We start from the raw sequence: 16586 nt of genomic DNA on the forward strand, positions 1-16586 counted from the left end.
AAAATAAATGCTTATAGATCAATTCGGTAGAAAAATAAATTATCTTAGAATTTCAGTTACACAAAGATGTAACTTTCGCTGCCTTTATTGTATGCCAAAAATTCCTTTCGATTATCAACCAAAAGAAAATTTATTAAGCTTCGAAGAACTTTTTTTATTTATCAAAGCAGCTATAGACGAAGGAATTGAAAAAATCCGTATAACAGGTGGGGAACCTTTATTAAGAAAAGATTTAAGTATTTTTATAAAAATGATTAGCGATTATAAAAGCGATATTGACCTTGCTATAACTACAAATGGATTTTTACTAAAAGACTTTGCTAAAGACTTAAAAAATGCTGGACTTAAACGACTTAATATTTCACTTGATACCCTAGATCACAAAAAAGCAAAAACTCTTGCGCAAAAAGATGTATTAGATAGTGTTTTATCTGGAATTGATGAAGCTTTAAATCTAGATTTGAAAGTAAAACTTAATACTGTAGCTCTTAAAAATTTAAACGATGATGAACTGATATCTCTTTTGGAATTTGCAAAATCAAAAAAAGCTCAAATTCGCTTTATAGAATTTATGGAAAATACTCATGCTTATGGTAAATTACAAGGATTAAAAAGAGATGAAATTATACAAATTTTGAGTCAAAAATATCAAATTCAACTTATAAAAAAAGATGAAAAAGCACCTGTGAGTATTTACAAGGCAGATGATTATGAATTCGGAATTATAGATCCTCATAGCCATGAATTTTGCGATTCTTGCAATCGTATACGCTTAAGTGCTGAAGGCTTGTTAATACCTTGCCTTTATTTTGATGAAGCATTAAGTATAAAAGAAGCGGTTCGAAAAGGTGATATTAAAGCCGCTGTAGAAATATTACAAGAAGTATTAAGAAATAAACCAGAAAAAAATAAATGGAGTGTTGTTGATAATAAAACCTCATCTCGTGCTTTTTATCAAACTGGAGGTTAATTTTGCAACTTGTTGAAAGTTTCTTAAGTATTCAAGGAGAAGGTAAATATAATGGAAAATTAGCTATTTTTATGCGTTTTGCTGGCTGTAATTTCAACTGTTTAGGTTTTAATGTAAAAATATCAAAAAACAATAAAACTCTCATCGGATGTGACACGATAAGAGCTGTTTTCACAAAAGATTTTAAAGAAAGTTATGAAACTTTAAATGCTAATGAACTTTTAAAAAGAGTGATAAAATTAAAACAAGGCTTTAATCCTATAGTTGTTATCACAGGTGGAGAGCCATTAATCCATTATGAAAATCCTGAATTTATAGAATTTATCCAAATGTTATTAAAAAATAAATTCGAAATACACTTTGAAAGCAATGGAAGCATAGAAATTGATTTTGATAGATATCCTTTTTACAAAGAATGTATTTTTGCTTTAAGCGTTAAACTCCAAAATAGCGGGATAAAAAAAGATAAACGATTAAATTTTAAAGCTTTAAAAGCATTTAAAAATTACGCAAAAGATAGTTTTTATAAATTTGTTTTAGATGCCAATACCCTTGATAATTCATTTTTAGAAATCAATGAAATTCTAAAAGAAGCTCCAAATCAAATTTTTTGTATGCCTATGGGTGAAAATGAGCAAAATCTTAAAAAAAATGCTCAAAAAATTGCTGAATTTTGTATTAAGAATGGTTATAATTACTCTGATAGAATTCATATTCGTCTTTGGAACAATAAAGAGGGTGTATGATTATAAGAAAATTATTTGAATTTGAAAACGCACACATTGTTAGATTTTGTTCTTCTAAACGTTGCAAAAGTAGCATTCATGGACATTCTTACAAAGTTGAAGTTTTACTTGAAAGCAAATATTTAGATAATGCTGGAATGGTCTATGATTTTGGACTTTTAAAAACCTATATACGCCAAATTATTGATAGTTTTGATCATGCTATCACTCTTTTTAAATATGATGACGCAAAATATTTAGAAGAAATGAAAAAATATTCAAGTCGTTGGATTTGCCTGCCTGTTAATGTAAGTGCTGAAAATTTTTGTCGTGTATTTTTCATACTTATAGATGCTTTATTAAAACAAACAAAAATGGTAAATGGAGAACAAGGAGTGACTTTACAAAGCATCATTGTTCATGAAACAAGAACAGGCTATGCACAAGGTTTTAGAGAAGATGCCTATAGTGAGCTAATGCCAAAAATTTCACTTCAAGACATAGAATTTTCCAATGGCATTAAAGCAGAATGGAATGATATAGATTTTTATAACAAATTAAAAAATGAAGAAATTTTTATAAATCCAAAGGAGATTTAATGCAAAAAGCTAAAATTTTAATTGCCTTAAGTTTTTTTTTATTAGTTTTATCTGCCTGTTCTAATGATGAAAAAAATATTTCCAAGACTCAAAATACAGATCAAGAAGTAGTTCAAATAGAACAAAACGATGAAAAAACAGAATTAAGTGACTCCAACCTGCCTTTACCTGTAGATGATGAAGCACAAAGTTCAGATGATGAACATGAAGCCAATCCTACTATTATCAACTCTTTATATAAACAAAAATGCGCCACTTGTCATGGAGAAAAAGGGGAATTAAAACCCAAAAACAGCACAGCCATTAAAACCTTGGGCAATAAAATTTTTATACAAAAAATAAAAACGATAAAAGATAAAAACCATAGTTTTTTAAGCGATGAACAAATTCAAAATTTAGCTGATTTTATAAACAAAGGAAAATAATGGATCAAAGTTACGAATTCTTTTTAGCTTTACATCTTTATAGTCTTTATGCGAGCGGTTTTTTAATGCTTTTTTATCTTATACTAACACAAGGAAATTTTAAAACCGAATTCATTTTTATTCGCAGAATACGATTATTTTTACCAATTTATTATTTATTTTTAGCTTTGATTATTTTTACAGGTTGTTTGTTATCAGCAATGAAACAATTTCAAATGAATGTCAATATCTGGGTAATGATTTTTTCTTGGATCTTAATTTTTGCCTTAGCAATTTTTCACTTTGTTTGTTTTAAAAAAGCAAGAAGATTTAGAAAATATGCCACTTTTAGATGGATTAGTTGTTTGATTTTACCTTTTGAAATTTTTTTATTGTTTTTGCCTTTTTTAATAGAAAGATATCTATAAAATGCAATTTTTGTATAACAAGCAAGCTGGAGAAGAGTTTATACAACTTCAAGGTGAAAACTTTAACCATTTAAAAGTAAGAAGAGTAAAGGAAAATTCGGAGCTAAATCTTAGAAATTTACAAGATAATTTTCTTTACAACTATACAATCACAAATTTAACAAGAAATTCTTGCACTTTAAAATTTTTAAACAAAAAATCACAAAATATAAAACAAAGTGAATTAAACTTAGCCTTAGCCATTATAGATATTAAAATTTTAGAAAAAACTCTACCTTTCTTAAATGAACTTGGAGTAAAAAAGTTACATTTGGTTTTTACAAATTTTTCACAAAGAAATTTTAAAATCGATTTAGAAAGATTTGAAAAAATCATTATTTCTTCTTGTGAACAATGCGGTAGAAATACTAAAATGGATTTAATTATCCATCAAAGCACTCAAGAATTTGTTCAAAAATTTCCAAATGCAATTATGGTTGATTTTCAAGGAGAACAACAAAGTCATTTCGATGAAAAAGAATTATATTTTATAGGTCCTGAAGGTGGATTTAACAATGATGAGAGATTATTGTTTAACCGGAAAATCTCTCTTAAAAGCTCTAATATTCTAAAAAGTCAAACAGCTATTATAGCTATAGCTTCAAAAATTTTGCTTTAACTTTTCTTAAATTAATCTCTTTTTTATGTTAAATAATTTATAATCACGGCTTATTGTTTTAATTTTTAAGGAAAACTAATGAAAAAAGAAATTCACCCAGAATACGTAGAATGCAAAGTAAGTTGTGCTTGTGGAAATACTTTTACAACAAAGTCAAACAAAGCAGAATTAAAAGTAGATATTTGTTCAAATTGCCATCCTTTTTTTACAGGTAGTGAAAAAATTGTAGATGCTGCAGGTCGTGTAGAGAAATTTAAGAAAAAATACGCAATGCAATAATTATGCTTTATTTTATTCCTACTCCCATAGGAAATTTAAGCGATATTTCTTTTAGAGCCTTAGAACTTTTAAAGACTTGCAATCTTGTGTTTTGCGAAGATACGAGAATAAGTAAGTCTTTAATTTCGTTATTAAATGCGAAATTTCACACTGATATTCATATTTCTAAATTTATAGCCTTACACTCCCATAATGAAAAAGAGGTTTTAGCAAGTATTGATTTAAAAATATTTGAAAAAAATGTAGCTTATTTAAGCGATGCAGGAATGCCAGGGATTAGTGACCCTGGCAAGGCTTTGGTAGAATTTGCACAAGAAAATAATATCGCCTATGAAATTTTACCAGGTGCAAATGCAGCCTTAGTTGCTCTTGTAAGCTCGGCATTTTGTCAAAAAGAATTTATCTTTATCGGTTTTTTAGCCAATAAAGGCAAAGAAAGACAAAAAGATATAGAAAAAATTTTAAACTTTCCTTATCCAAGTATTATTTACGAATCCCCCAAGCGTATTTTATCTTTGATAGAACAAATTATGATTCTAGACAGCCAAAGAGAAATTTTTTTGATTAAAGAAATCAGTAAAAAATTTGAAAATAAATTTAAAGGCAATGCTAAAGAGCTTTTTGAAATTTTAAAAAAGTCTAATTTAAACGGTGAATGGGTTGTAGTACTGCAATCAAAAGAGCAAAATTTTTTGCAAAATACTCTTTGTGAAAAAGATATTATGGATTTAGAGCTGTCTTTAAAAGCAAAAGCAAAATTATTATCAAAGATCAATGGAAAAAATGCAAAAGAAATTTATCAAAAACTGCTTTTAAGTCAAGATTAGGTAAAATTTTAATATGATAGTTTATGGGAAGCAAATATTTTTTTATATTTTAGAATATCATAAAGACTATATCAATGAGCTTTATTTAGCAAAAGAATGTGATAAAACTACTTTTTCCAAAATCGCAAAATCAGGTTTTAAAATCAAAAAACTTGATTTTAAAACTGCTCAAGCTTATGCTAAAGGTGGAAATCATCAAGGTTTTTTGCTAGATATTAAAGAAAGTTCTTTTGCGAATTTAAATGAGATCAAAAAAAATGATTTTATTGTTATGCTTTATGGAATTAGCGATGTAGGAAATATAGGGGCTATCACGCGTACAGCTTATGCTTTAGGGGTTGGGGCTTTAATTTTTATTGGTGAAAAATTAGCCATGGAAGGAGTAATTCGCACAAGCAGCGGAGCGGCTCTTGATTTACCTATTGTGATAAGCAACGATGCTTTAAGTGTAATAAATGAACTAAAACAAGTGGGTTTTTATTTTTATGCGAGCGATGGCTCGGGAAAAGAAATTCACAGTGTAAAAATAAGCAATGGTAAAAAAGTTTTAGTTTTGGGTAGTGAGGGTTTTGGTTTAAGCTCTAAAATTGTAAAAAAATGCGATGAATGTGTGGGCATTGCGATGAAAAATAATTTTGATAGTCTTAATGTCAGCGCTGCTTTTGCAATACTTTGTGATAGGATGTTAAATGCTTAATTGGAAAAAAATACAAGAATTAAATTTAAAAGAAGTTGCAGCAAAAACGCAAATTGAACTTGATTTTCTTGAAGCTTTAGCAGAAAAGAATTTTGTTGTTTTAAGTCGTTTTAATGTTAAAGGTTTTGTTAAAATTTTAAGCAGAGAATACGAACTCGACTTTAGTGATTTTAATGAAGAGTATGAAGCTTATCTTAACGAAAACAATCCTACTCCACAAACAAAATCAAAAATGATAACCCCAAAACTAGATGCTTATAGTCAAAAATCCTCTAATGCTTGGCCTTTTTTGATTGTTCTTATTGTTTTAGTGATTATAGGAAGTGGAATTTATTATTTTGATACACTTAAAACTTTTTTCAAAGATGAACAAAATAATACTAGCACAACAGTTATAGATATCATAGGACAAGCACAAGAAAATTTAAAATCTTTAGGTGGAAATAATGTTGTTGTTATAGACAACAATAAAGCACAAGAAACAAATCAAACAGAGAGCGTTTTACCAAGCCAAAACATCTCGTTACAAGAAAATGATAAAAACATAAGCATAGAAAATAATATCAGTGAAAATAACACAACCTTACTCGATGAAGAAAAAAATACCCAAATCCAAGAAGACATAAATACACCAAAAACTGATTCTTTAAAAGAAGCACATTTTAAAACCTCTACCAAGATTTGGATAGGTTTGATAGATTTAAAAAGCCTTAAAAAAACAAGCTTTGTTAAAGAAAAAGATTTTAATATTTCTTTAGATAAAGATCAGTTAATTTTAACAGGAGCTGCAGCTTTAACAATGTTTGATCAAGAAAATAAAGAACAAAAATTTCCTGCAGGAATTTCAAAACGTTTCTTGATTAAAGATGGAAAAATTACAAGTATTTCAGCTGCTGAATTTGCAAAATTAAATAAAGGTAAAGAATGGTAAAAAAAATTATTATTCTTACTCTTTATGTTAATATATCTTTTGCAATCTCAAGTCTTGATTTGGCAAAAAATTTAGTAAACAATCCTAGTAAAAATTCTCAACTAGAATTATTATTTTCAAATAATTCTTACATAGATAATAATGGAAATTGTGATATTGCAAAAATATCTCAAATATTAAAAACCAATTCTTTAATTGCCTTAACACTATCAAATCCTCAAAGTCTAAGACTAAATTTTAAAGCAAAAGCTGATGAAGTTATGTTTTTTAAAATTTTATCCGATGTTTTAACAGATGCTGGATATATATATTTTATCCCTACAGATTTGATTTTAAGAGAAGGAAATATTGACTATACCATACAAGTAGAATCCCAATATGTTTTAGATCCTGGAACGCTTTACAATCTCTTAAAAGAAAATTCTGTCTATATAGATAATATTAAGCGTATTGGGGCATATGATTATGAATATGATTTAAATTTTTCCAATGCTGTATTAAAAACCAATACAAATGTTAATTTAAATACTCCAAAATCATTAGAAAAACCCCTTAAAGACTATGTGCTTGATTTAAAAAATGCTACAAATTTGATTATTGATGCAAATGATTTAGACAATTGGTTTCCTAAAATCTTCTTTTTAGATAAAAATCTAAATCTAATTAAAGCAGTAAAAAGCGAAAATAAAAATAATCATTTTTCAGAACTTATTCCAAATGGTGCTATATATGCTATTGTAAGCGATATGTATAGTTTAGATAATATACGCAGGGGTTTAAAAATCACACTTAAAAAATAAAGGATTAAGAAATGTTTGATGAAATCCGTTTTAATACCATAGAAAGACTTCCAAATTATGTTTTCGCAGAAGTAAATGCGATAAAAATGGCAGCAAGACGTGCTGGAGAGGATATCATCGACTTTTCAATGGGAAATCCCGATGGTAAAACTCCACAACACATTATAGATAAACTTTGTGAAAGCGCTAACAAAGATAAAACCTCGGGATATTCTACATCCATGGGGATTTATAAACTTCGCTTAGCAATTTGTAATTGGTATAAAAGAAAATATAATGTCAATCTAGATCCTGAAAATGAAGTTGTAGCTACCATGGGTTCAAAAGAGGGTTTTGTAAATCTTGCAAGAGCGATTATAAATCCTGGAGATGTTGCTATTGTGCCAACTCCTGCTTATCCTATACATACTCAAGCTTTTATTATAGCAGGAGGCAATGTAGCAAAAATGCCTTTAGCTTATAATGAAAAATTTGAGCTTGATGAAAATCAATTTTTTGAAAATTTACATAAAACTTTAAATGAAAGCATCCCGCGTCCAAAATATGTCGTTGTTAATTTCCCGCATAATCCAACAACAGTAACTTGTGAGAAAAGTTTTTATGAAAGATTGATAGCAACGGCAAAAAAAGAAAGATTTTATATTATTTCAGATATTGCATATGCAGATTTAACTTATGATGACTATAAAACTCCTTCTATTTTGGAAATTGAAGGTGCAAAAGATGTAGCGGTAGAAACTTACACTCTTTCAAAATCTTACAATATGGCAGGCTGGCGTGTAGGTTTTGTAGTAGGAAATAAACGCTTAGTCAGTGCGCTTAAAAAAATAAAATCTTGGTTTGATTATGGTATGTATACGCCTATTCAAGTATCAGCTACCATAGCTTTAGATGGAGATCAAACTTGTGTGGATGAAATCCGTGCAACTTATGATAAAAGAATGCACATTTTACTTGAAGCTTTTGAAAACGCAGGCTGGAAACTTCAAAAACCAAGAGCAAGTATGTTTGTTTGGGCAAAACTCCCTGAAAGCAAAAGACATTTAAAAAGTTTAGAATTTTCAAAGCAACTTTTACAACGTGCTAGTGTTGCAGTAAGTCCTGGGGTAGGTTTTGGCGAAGCAGGTGATGAGTATGTAAGAATTGCTTTAATTGAAAATGAAAATCGCATACGCCAAGCTGCACGCAATATCAAAAAATATTTAAAAGAGTAAGTTATGAAAGTAGCAATTCTTGGTTATGGCACTGTTGGAAGTGCAGTGGTTAAATTTCTTTTAGAAAACAATAAACTTATTCGTGCGAGATGTGGGCAAAGCATAACTCCTGTGATCGCTCTTGCTAGAAGTCCTAAAAAAAACGCTTTAATTCCAATTACTCATAGCGTTGAAGAAATTTTAAATGCTGATGTAGATGTTTTTGTAGAGTTAATGGGTGGAGTGGATGAAGCTTTTAAAATAGTGAGTGAAATTTTAAAAAAGAAAAAAGCTGTTGTTACTGCAAATAAAGCTATGCTTGCTTATCATCGTTATGAACTTGAAAATTTGGCTAAAAATTTAGCCTTTGGTTATGAAGCAAGTGTGGCTGGGGGAATTCCTATTATAAAGGTTTTAAAAGAAGGTTTAAGTGCAAATAATATTTTGGCTATAAAAGGGATTTTAAATGGTACGAGTAATTATATTTTAAGTTCTATGAGTCAAAAAAATATGAGTTTTAAACAAGCCTTACAAATAGCTCAAAATTTAGGCTATGCAGAAGCTGATCCAACTTTTGACATAGAAGGACAAGATGCAGCTCATAAACTGCTTGTTTTATCAAGTATCGCTTATAATCTTAAAGCTAAACCTGAAGATATTTTGATCGAGGGTATTAGCGAAATTGCGCCTGAAGACATGTATTTTGCTAATGAGTTTGAATTTACCATAAAACTTTTAGGTATAGCCAAGGTGCGTGAAGATAAAGTAGAATTAAGAGTGCATCCTACTATGATAGATAAAGAAAAAATGCTTGCAAAAGTCGATGGAGTGATGAATGCTATAAGTATTAATGGAGATTTGTTGGGTGAAAGTTTGTATTATGGAGCAGGAGCAGGAGGAGAGGCCACTGCAAGTGCTGTGATTTCAGATCTTATGGATATAGCAAGAGATCAGGTAAAAGCACCAATGCTTGGTTTTGTGAATACTTTAGAATACGAGCTTTTAAGCAAAGATGAAATTTATACAAAATATTATTTAAGGGTGAAAGTTGAAGATAAAATAGGGGTTTTATCTAAAATCACACAATTGATGAGTGAAAATAATATTTCTATCGATAGTTTTTTACAAAAACCTAAAAAAAATGATGAAAATTACAGCACTTTATTTTTTACTACGCATTTAACTTATGAAAAAAGCATACAAAATTTGCTTGAAATTTTGCGCAAACAAGATTTTATAAAAACCAAGCCTTTTATGATGCGTATAGAATAATGGGTGTAAAAGCTTATTTAGATGGAATTTTAGGTGAAGATAAGGCTTGTAAATTTTTAAAAAAACAAGGCTTTGAAATTTTAAAAAGAAATTTCCATTCTAAATTTGGAGAAATCGATATAATAGCCAAAAAAGATGAAATTTTACATTTTATAGAGGTTAAATTTACTCAAAATGATTATGAAGTTTCTGAGCGTTTGGATAGAAAAAAACTTGAAAAAATTTTAAAAACTATAGAATTTTATCATCTTAAAAACGGAATTTCATCGGATTTTCAGATTGATCTGATTTGCATTAAAAATGATGTGATACAATTTTGCGAAAATATAAGTTTTTAAGCTGATATTTAAAAAAATAAAATACAATTAGACAAAAATTAAAGAAAGGAAAAATTATGGGAAAATATATTGAATTAACAAGTGATAATTTTGCTCAAGCAAAAGAAGGTGTAGCTTTAGTTGATTTTTGGGCTCCATGGTGCGGACCTTGTAGAATGCTTGCTCCAGTTATTGATGAACTTGCAAACGACTTTGATGGTAAAGCTAAAATTTGCAAAGTAAATACAGATGAACAAGGTGATTTAGCAGCTGAATTTGGTGTTCGCTCTATTCCTACGCTTATTTTCTTTAAAAATGGTGAAGTTGTAGATCAACTCGTTGGTGCACAATCTAAACAAGCAATTAGCGATAAACTAAATTCTTTACTATAAACTAAAGGCTAGTATAACTAGCCTTCTTCTTAAAAATTTCAAATTTATACTAAATAATAATTTTTATTAACTACTATTAAGAATAATTTTTATATCATTGTTAATAATAAAATTCAATATAAAGGAAATATAAATGTTAGATGTAGCAATCATAGGTGGAGGTCCTGCTGGACTTAGTGCCGGACTTTATGCAACTAGAGGTGGTCTTAAGAATGTAGTATTGTTTGAAAAAGGTATGCCTGGTGGACAAATTACCTCAAGTTCTGAAATAGAAAATTATCCAGGTGTAGCCCAAGTTATGGATGGAATTTCTTTTATGGCTCCTTGGAATGAACAATGTATGCGTTTTGGTTTAAAACATGAAATGGTTGGAGTAGAACAAATTTTAAAAAATAGCGATGGAAGTTTTACCATCAAATTAGAAGGTGGTAAAACAGAACTTGCTAAAGCTGTGATAGTTTGTACAGGTTCAGCTCCAAAAAGAGCAGGTTTTAAAGGCGAAGATGAATTTTTTGGAAAAGGTGTAAGCACTTGTGCAACTTGTGATGGATTTTTTTATAAAAATAAAGAAGTTGCAGTTTTAGGTGGTGGAGATACGGCTTTAGAAGAAGCTTTGTATCTAGCAAATATTTGTTCTAAGGTTTATCTTATCCACCGCAGAGATGAGTTTAGAGCAGCTCCATCTACAGTAGAAAAAGTTAAGAAAAATGAAAAAATAGAACTCATTACTAGTGCAAGTGTAGATGAAGTATATGGTGATAAAATGGGTGTTACTGGTGTAAAAGTAAAATTAAAAGATGGTAGTATTAGAGATTTAAATGTTCCAGGAATTTTTACTTTTGTTGGTCTTAATGTAAGAAATGAAATTTTAAAACAAGACGATGGTAAGTTTTTATGCAATATGGAAGAAGGTGGGCAAGTAAGTGTTGATCTTAAAATGCAAACTAGTGTTGCTGGACTTTTTGCCGCAGGAGATCTTAGAAAAGATGCACCTAAGCAAGTGATTTGTGCTGCAGGTGATGGAGCTGTAGCTGCATTAAGTGCTATGGCTTATATAGAAAGCTTGCATTGATTTTTTCTTATTATAGGCTAGAATTCCTAGCCTAAATCTTTATATCAATACTCCTTAAAAATATAAAATATTTTTTCATAACGTTTTATAAATATTATTAAATATAATTTAAATTATACTTAATTTTGTTACATAATTACACATTTAAAAAAATATAAAAATATTATTTTTTTTAAATTAATATATTTTTTATATTAAAAACTATAACTTATTTATGTTAAAAAAATAAGGAAGGAATAAACATGGACAAAAAACAAAGTCGCAGAAATTTTCTTAAAGCCTCATCTTTGTTTACTTTAGTAGGTGCTAGCGCACCAAGTATGGTTTTTGCTCATACGCACAATCAAAACAATTTGAATTCTACTCAAAATTATCGTGCTAGAATTTTTTTTAATAATTCTGCACAACTTGATATTCTGAGTGAAGCAGTAGAAAGAATTTTTCCCGAAGATGATTTAGGACCAGGTGCTAAAAAATTAGGTGTAGCTATTTTTATAGATAATGAACTTGCAGGAAATTACGGAAGTGGAGCAAAAGATTATCGCTTTGGACCTTTTATACAAGGAAAGAAAAATCAAGGTTATCAATATCCTTTAACTAGAGCCGAACTTTTTAAAATGGGGGTAAATGCTTTAGATGAAGAAGCAAAACTTCGTTATAAAAAAAGCTTTATAGAACTTAATGCGAAACAAAAAGATGAAGTCTTAAGAGCTTTTGAACAAGATAAAACAAAGGTTTCTTTTGGAGATAAGATAAAAGCAAGCGATTTTTTTACAGAATTAAGAAGCATGACTATAGCAGGAGTTTATGCTGATCCAATTTATGGCGGCAATGCAAATATGCATGCTTGGCGCATGAAAAAATTCCCAGGAGCTCAAATGACTTACGCAGCTCAAGTTTTAGATGGAGATAAATTTGAAGTGATAGAGCCTATTTCTTTGGTTGATATGTCACATTAAAGGAATACAAATGGCAAAAATACTTAAAAAAACAGATGTTGTTGTTATAGGTTTAGGTTGGAGTTCTTCTATTGTTGCAAATGAATGCGCTAAAGCAGGGATTAAAGTTGTCGCCTTAGAAAGGGGTGGACATCAAGATACTTCGGATTTTTTGGGTGCGCATGATGAGTATAAATATGTAAATAATGCTGCAATGAAACAAGATTTAAGTAAAGAAAGTATATGTGTTAGGAATAATGATAATGAAATTGCTTTACCAATGAGAAAAAATTATGCTTTTGATGTCGGTAATAATGTTGGTGGAGCAGGAGTTCATTGGAATGGTATGAGTTATCGTTTTCTACCTTATGACTTTCAAATAAAATCTTTAACAGAAGAAAAATATGGCAAAAATAAAGTTTCTAAAGAATACACTATTCAAGATTGGGGTGTAAACTATGATGAAATGGAACCTTACTACGACAAAGCTGAAAAAATGATGGGAGTTTCTGGAGAAGATAAAAGTCCTTTCTCAGGAAAAAGAAGCAATCCTTATCCTAATCCTCCTTTAGAAAAAACAACTATGTTAAAAAAATTTGATGAAGCAACCAAAAAACTTGGATATCATCCTTGCATGGTTCCTGCTTCAAACTCATCTCAAACTTATACAAATCCTGATAAACAAAGCTTGGGAGCATGTCAATATTGTGCTTTTTGTGAGCATTTTGGCTGTGAATATGGTGCAAAAGCTTCTCCTATAGTAACAACTATACCTTCAGCTTTAGCAACTAAAAACTTAGATATTAAAACGCATGCTAATGTTTTAGAAATTTTACATAAAGATGGTAAGGCTACAGGAGTACGATTTGTTAATACTTTAACTTTGGAAGAATTCATACAACCTGCAGAAGTGGTTATGTTAGGCTCTTATGTTTTCAACAATGCTAAACTTTTAATGGTTTCTAATATAGGCGAAATTTATAATCCAAAAACAGGCAAAGGAACTTTAGGAAAAAATTATAGTTATCAAATCACACCTAGTGTTAATGGTTTTTTCAAAGATCCATTTAATTCTTATCTTGGAGCTGGGGCACTTTGCAATTGGATAGATGATTTTAATGGGGATAATTTCGATCATTCCAAACTTGATTTTATTCATGGAGCAAGCTTTAGAATTTCCCAAAATGGAGCAAGACCTATAGCATCAAATCCAATTAAACCGGGCACACCTTCATGGGGAGCCGAATTTAAAAAAGCTTCTATTTATAATTATACTCGATTTACTTATATTGGAGCTCAGGGTGCATCTATTCCTTATATAGGTAATTATTTATCCCTTGATCCAACTTATAAAGATGCTTATGGACTACCACTTATCCGCGTAACCTATAATTTTACCAAGCAAGATAAAAATCTTTATAATTTTATGCTTCCAAAACTAAAAAGCATCATGCAAGAAATGGGAGCGCAAAATATTTACACTTCGCCAAAATTAGGAGATTATGGAGTAGTTTCAAATGGTTGGTATACTTCTACCCATATTGCTGGCGGAACTATAATGGGTACAGATAAAAACACAAGTGTAGTTAATCCTTATTTACAACATTGGGATGTTAATAATCTTTTTGTCGTAGGTGCAGGAAATTTTCCACATAATCCAGGCTACAACCCTACCTTAACCTTAAATGCTTTAGCCTATCGTGCTAGCGAAGCTATTATAAAATATTTAAAAACTGGTAATTGCTAATGCAGTAATTAAATTCCAAGCCTTAAGCTTGGAATTTATTAGCTTCCTATCACTCCACCATCAAGTTTTCTTATCATCATCACACCAGATCTTGGTTGTTTTTCCATAAGGAAAAATACTACCTTTCAAACCTTCTCTTGGGTGTTGTATGCCTACAAACATTGTAGCATAATCCTCACTAAAAGCAATCCCTGTTAATTCACAAGCAATAAACCCTGTTAAAAAGCGTCTGATTTCCCCTGTTTTTGGATTTGCTACATTAGGTTCTTGGTAATTTTTATTATTTGTTAGTGTTGCAAATACTTCTTTAGAATCACTTTTGTTTATGGCTTGCTATCCATTTTCCCTATGTTTTAAAATCTCCCACTTTACCATTAAACTGTCCTATATACAAAATGCTTTCATCTAATAATTTTGCTATATTAGCACCTTTTTTGTATTTGTGTTTACTAATAAATTTAAAAATAACTCGTCATTCACCCATATAAACCCGTCTTTTTTACGATAATTCCTATATTTATATGTTTAAACACCCTAAAGAAGTTCTTTTAAAGCATATTTTTATATTAAAAAGATTGATTTCGTCGATATTTTTAGCTAAATCAAATATTTCATCAAAATTCTAAATTTTCATCTAAACTTCAAAAAATCGTCAAAATTTTCTTCACAGGTAATATAAGTTCCCTAAGGTATTTGTCCATTTGCATAATTTGCAAAAGTTCCATGAATAAATTTTTCATTTTTTAAAACTTCTTTTTTAGCTGCTCATTTACTTGCATTTTAGTGTTTACATCGATTCTGCAGTTATACTTAGAGTCTAAAAACAGTCCAATCATCATCTTTTTTTCGATTTCTAAGATACTCACACCCACACTAGCTTGCTCATATAAAAAAATATCTTCTTTGCTTAATTTTTACCATGATGATTAAATATGATTTAAGGATTTATATATTCATTATTAACAGTTAAAATTCATCTGTTTTTTGAAAGTGGAAAAAATTCATACCATCATGATTATCTCCAAAAAACCAAATGAGCATTTTTAACCGCATTCATATCGATGATTTTATTTTCATCATAAGGTTTTACTTTGCTAAAAAGTGGATCACCTCAAGAAATTAAAACCCTTGCTTCATAACCTTGTGGTGCTATAACTTTATCTTGTGTGCTTGCATCAACAACTTTAAAACCTAGAAAATCCTTATCCTTAAGCATAGCAGCACTTAAATTTGAACTTAAAAAAGCCAGCATAGAATCTAAAGCTGAACCTTTTAAAAACAATATTCTTTCCATTTATTTTTACTCTATATTAAAATTTAAAACAATGAAAGTATAAAAATATTTGGAAACTTTTTAGAAATTTTGATGAAAAATTTAAATCGAAGGAAAAATTTATACCTAGTTTTTCACTAGGTATAAAAGACTAATTAAAACCTCTTCTTCTTAACATCTTCTAAGATATTATTAGCTATATCACTTACTGTACTAGAAATAATAGCTGATTCATTAGCAATTTCAACATTATCTTTAGTAGTTTGATCAATTTGTGCTACGCTATCATTGATTTGAGTAATACCTGCAGTTTGTTCTTTAATACTTTCTGCCATATCATTGATAGATTGAACAAGTAAATTAGTATTAGCTTCTATTTCAGATAAAGACTTTTGAGTTCTCTCAGCTAGTTTTCTAACTTCATCAGCCACAACAGCAAAGCCTCTACCATGTTCTCCAGCACGAGCTGCTTCAATAGCTGCATTTAAAGCTAGAAGATTAATTTGATCTGCAATATCTCCTATAATACCTGTAACATTTTTAATCTCTTCAGATTGAGTGATAACATCACTAGTTTTAACTGAAACATTTTGCATAGAAGAAGTGATCTCTTCTAAAGCTGCTGCAGTTTCTTCTAAAGATTGAGCTTGAGAATTTGAAGAAGTGGTTAAGCTTTGAACAGCAGTTTGTAATTTTCCACTTTCATTAGCTAAAGCATTAGCAAAGTCTGAACTTTGTTTTAGCATTTTAACTATTTCATCGCCTAAAGCATTAGTAGTTAATTCAACACTTCCTGAAGCATTAGAGATTTTATTTCTAAAATCTAAGCTTTTGTATTCTTCAAATATTTTATGAATAACATTCATATCAGAACCTACTCTAGCTTGTAAAACATCAAGAAGTTTATTTAGAACATTTTTAAGTTCAATAAGTTGTGGGTTTCTTGGATTAGCAGTAATTCTTGCTGTTAGATTACCACCTTCTACAACTGATACGGTTTGAACTGATTCTTTAACAGCTTGATTGTCTTGTTCTAAACCTTTTTTAGTAGCAAGGATGTTTTC

The 16586-nt window shown here is 29.6% G+C and carries 19 protein-coding genes and 1 pseudogene; 18 read left to right on the forward strand and 2 right to left on the reverse strand.

Annotated elements, in window-relative coordinates:
- Positions 1-7 precede the first annotated feature (7 nt).
- From moaA to AJ887_RS00695, 18 genes are all read left to right on the forward strand, one after another.
- Positions 8-970: a GTP 3',8-cyclase MoaA gene (moaA, locus tag AJ887_RS00610; protein ID WP_002860981.1), complete on the forward strand. Its 963-nt coding sequence runs from the start codon at positions 8-10 to the stop codon at positions 968-970.
- Positions 971-972: 2 nt separating this feature from the next.
- Positions 973-1716, forward strand: coding sequence for a 7-carboxy-7-deazaguanine synthase QueE (locus AJ887_RS00615; RefSeq protein ID WP_044779786.1), 744 nt, complete (start codon positions 973-975; stop codon positions 1714-1716).
- Entirely contained in the window at positions 1713-2294 is a 582-nt protein-coding gene (locus AJ887_RS00620) for a 6-pyruvoyl trahydropterin synthase family protein (protein WP_002858675.1), read from the forward strand. Before AJ887_RS00615 ends, AJ887_RS00620 begins: the two co-directional genes overlap by 4 nt.
- A complete protein-coding gene (locus AJ887_RS00625) occupies positions 2294-2719 on the forward strand; it encodes a c-type cytochrome (protein ID WP_002860979.1) in 426 nt (141 codons plus the stop codon). Before AJ887_RS00620 ends, AJ887_RS00625 begins: the two co-directional genes overlap by 1 nt.
- Positions 2719-3126, forward strand: coding sequence for a membrane protein (locus AJ887_RS00630; RefSeq protein WP_002851635.1), 408 nt, complete (start codon positions 2719-2721; stop codon positions 3124-3126). Before AJ887_RS00625 ends, AJ887_RS00630 begins: the two co-directional genes overlap by 1 nt.
- A gap of 1 nt (position 3127) precedes the next feature.
- Positions 3128-3784: a 16S rRNA (uracil(1498)-N(3))-methyltransferase gene (locus AJ887_RS00635; RefSeq protein ID WP_002851903.1), complete on the forward strand. Its 657-nt coding sequence runs from the start codon at positions 3128-3130 to the stop codon at positions 3782-3784.
- 78 nt (positions 3785-3862) lie between these two features.
- On the forward strand, positions 3863-4063 hold the full coding sequence (rpmE, locus tag AJ887_RS00640) for a 50S ribosomal protein L31 (RefSeq protein ID WP_002860977.1): 201 nt from the start codon (positions 3863-3865) through the stop codon (positions 4061-4063).
- A 2-nt stretch (positions 4064-4065) separates the two neighbouring features.
- Entirely contained in the window at positions 4066-4890 is an 825-nt protein-coding gene (rsmI, locus tag AJ887_RS00645) for a 16S rRNA (cytidine(1402)-2'-O)-methyltransferase (RefSeq protein WP_070210174.1), read from the forward strand.
- Positions 4891-4903: 13 nt separating this feature from the next.
- Positions 4904-5587 carry a 23S rRNA (guanosine(2251)-2'-O)-methyltransferase RlmB gene (rlmB, locus tag AJ887_RS00650; RefSeq protein ID WP_070210175.1) on the forward strand — a complete coding sequence of 228 codons (684 nt, stop codon included), beginning with the start codon at positions 4904-4906 and terminating at the stop codon, positions 5585-5587.
- The gene (locus AJ887_RS00655; RefSeq protein WP_070239759.1) at positions 5580-6518 is read left to right on the forward strand and encodes a hypothetical protein; all 939 of its coding nucleotides are present in this window, start codon (positions 5580-5582) and stop codon (positions 6516-6518) included. Before rlmB ends, AJ887_RS00655 begins: the two co-directional genes overlap by 8 nt.
- Complete coding sequence (locus tag AJ887_RS00660) at positions 6512-7318, forward strand: hypothetical protein (protein WP_002860973.1); 807 nt, start codon at positions 6512-6514, stop codon at positions 7316-7318. Before AJ887_RS00655 ends, AJ887_RS00660 begins: the two co-directional genes overlap by 7 nt.
- 11 nt (positions 7319-7329) lie before the next feature.
- Entirely contained in the window at positions 7330-8532 is a 1203-nt protein-coding gene (locus AJ887_RS00665; RefSeq protein WP_070233490.1) for an LL-diaminopimelate aminotransferase, read from the forward strand.
- Between the two features lie 3 nt (positions 8533-8535).
- Positions 8536-9783: a homoserine dehydrogenase gene (locus AJ887_RS00670; RefSeq protein WP_044778705.1), complete on the forward strand. Its 1248-nt coding sequence runs from the start codon at positions 8536-8538 to the stop codon at positions 9781-9783.
- Positions 9783-10121, forward strand: a complete 339-nt coding sequence (locus AJ887_RS00675) for a YraN family protein (protein WP_002851874.1) — start codon at positions 9783-9785, stop codon at positions 10119-10121. The genes AJ887_RS00670 and AJ887_RS00675 overlap by 1 nt, the downstream gene beginning before the upstream one ends.
- Positions 10122-10177: 56 nt before the next feature.
- Positions 10178-10492 carry a thioredoxin gene (gene trxA / locus AJ887_RS00680; protein ID WP_002778629.1) on the forward strand — a complete coding sequence of 105 codons (315 nt, stop codon included), beginning with the start codon at positions 10178-10180 and terminating at the stop codon, positions 10490-10492.
- A 133-nt stretch (positions 10493-10625) separates the two neighbouring features.
- Positions 10626-11564, forward strand: coding sequence for a thioredoxin-disulfide reductase (gene trxB, locus AJ887_RS00685; RefSeq protein WP_070239757.1), 939 nt, complete (start codon positions 10626-10628; stop codon positions 11562-11564).
- 242 nt (positions 11565-11806) lie between these two features.
- Positions 11807-12523, forward strand: a complete 717-nt coding sequence (locus tag AJ887_RS00690; RefSeq protein WP_070239755.1) for a gluconate 2-dehydrogenase subunit 3 family protein — start codon at positions 11807-11809, stop codon at positions 12521-12523.
- A 10-nt stretch (positions 12524-12533) separates the two neighbouring features.
- Complete coding sequence (locus AJ887_RS00695) at positions 12534-14249, forward strand: GMC family oxidoreductase (protein WP_070239753.1); 1716 nt, start codon at positions 12534-12536, stop codon at positions 14247-14249.
- A gap of 147 nt (positions 14250-14396) precedes the next feature.
- On the opposite strand, the pseudogene AJ887_RS00700 reads toward AJ887_RS00695, so the two are convergent.
- Positions 14397-15543, reverse strand: a pseudogene (locus tag AJ887_RS00700) (PhoX family protein); the annotation flags it as partial.
- A gap of 134 nt (positions 15544-15677) precedes the next feature.
- Positions 15678-16586, reverse strand: a 909-nt coding sequence (locus tag AJ887_RS00705) for a methyl-accepting chemotaxis protein (RefSeq protein ID WP_250537851.1), incomplete at its 5' end; no start/stop codon positions are given.

The sequence above is a fragment of the Campylobacter sp. BCW_6466 genome, assembly GCF_001762835.1.
In the GTDB taxonomy this organism is placed as follows: domain Bacteria; phylum Campylobacterota; class Campylobacteria; order Campylobacterales; family Campylobacteraceae; genus Campylobacter_D; species Campylobacter_D jejuni.

What these genes read in the sequence shown, in the direction of transcription:
- rlmB (WP_070210175.1), top strand. Translation starts at nt 4,904, where the DNA reads ATGATAGTTTATGGGAAGCAAATATTTTTTTATATTTTAGAATATCAT.
- AJ887_RS00635 (WP_002851903.1), top strand. Translation starts at nt 3,128, where the DNA reads ATGCAATTTTTGTATAACAAGCAAGCTGGAGAAGAGTTTATACAACTT.
- rpmE (WP_002860977.1), top strand. Translation starts at nt 3,863, where the DNA reads ATGAAAAAAGAAATTCACCCAGAATACGTAGAATGCAAAGTAAGTTGT.
- AJ887_RS00655 (WP_070239759.1), top strand. Translation starts at nt 5,580, where the DNA reads ATGCTTAATTGGAAAAAAATACAAGAATTAAATTTAAAAGAAGTTGCA.
- AJ887_RS00690 (WP_070239755.1), top strand. Translation starts at nt 11,807, where the DNA reads ATGGACAAAAAACAAAGTCGCAGAAATTTTCTTAAAGCCTCATCTTTG.
- AJ887_RS00625 (WP_002860979.1), top strand. Translation starts at nt 2,294, where the DNA reads ATGCAAAAAGCTAAAATTTTAATTGCCTTAAGTTTTTTTTTATTAGTT.
- AJ887_RS00665 (WP_070233490.1), top strand. Translation starts at nt 7,330, where the DNA reads ATGTTTGATGAAATCCGTTTTAATACCATAGAAAGACTTCCAAATTAT.
- AJ887_RS00660 (WP_002860973.1), top strand. Translation starts at nt 6,512, where the DNA reads ATGGTAAAAAAAATTATTATTCTTACTCTTTATGTTAATATATCTTTT.
- moaA (WP_002860981.1), top strand. Translation starts at nt 8, where the DNA reads ATGCTTATAGATCAATTCGGTAGAAAAATAAATTATCTTAGAATTTCA.
- AJ887_RS00675 (WP_002851874.1), top strand. Translation starts at nt 9,783, where the DNA reads ATGGGTGTAAAAGCTTATTTAGATGGAATTTTAGGTGAAGATAAGGCT.
- trxA (WP_002778629.1), top strand. Translation starts at nt 10,178, where the DNA reads ATGGGAAAATATATTGAATTAACAAGTGATAATTTTGCTCAAGCAAAA.
- trxB (WP_070239757.1), top strand. Translation starts at nt 10,626, where the DNA reads ATGTTAGATGTAGCAATCATAGGTGGAGGTCCTGCTGGACTTAGTGCC.
- AJ887_RS00620 (WP_002858675.1), top strand. Translation starts at nt 1,713, where the DNA reads ATGATTATAAGAAAATTATTTGAATTTGAAAACGCACACATTGTTAGA.
- rsmI (WP_070210174.1), top strand. Translation starts at nt 4,066, where the DNA reads ATGCTTTATTTTATTCCTACTCCCATAGGAAATTTAAGCGATATTTCT.
- AJ887_RS00695 (WP_070239753.1), top strand. Translation starts at nt 12,534, where the DNA reads ATGGCAAAAATACTTAAAAAAACAGATGTTGTTGTTATAGGTTTAGGT.
- AJ887_RS00670 (WP_044778705.1), top strand. Translation starts at nt 8,536, where the DNA reads ATGAAAGTAGCAATTCTTGGTTATGGCACTGTTGGAAGTGCAGTGGTT.
- AJ887_RS00630 (WP_002851635.1), top strand. Translation starts at nt 2,719, where the DNA reads ATGGATCAAAGTTACGAATTCTTTTTAGCTTTACATCTTTATAGTCTT.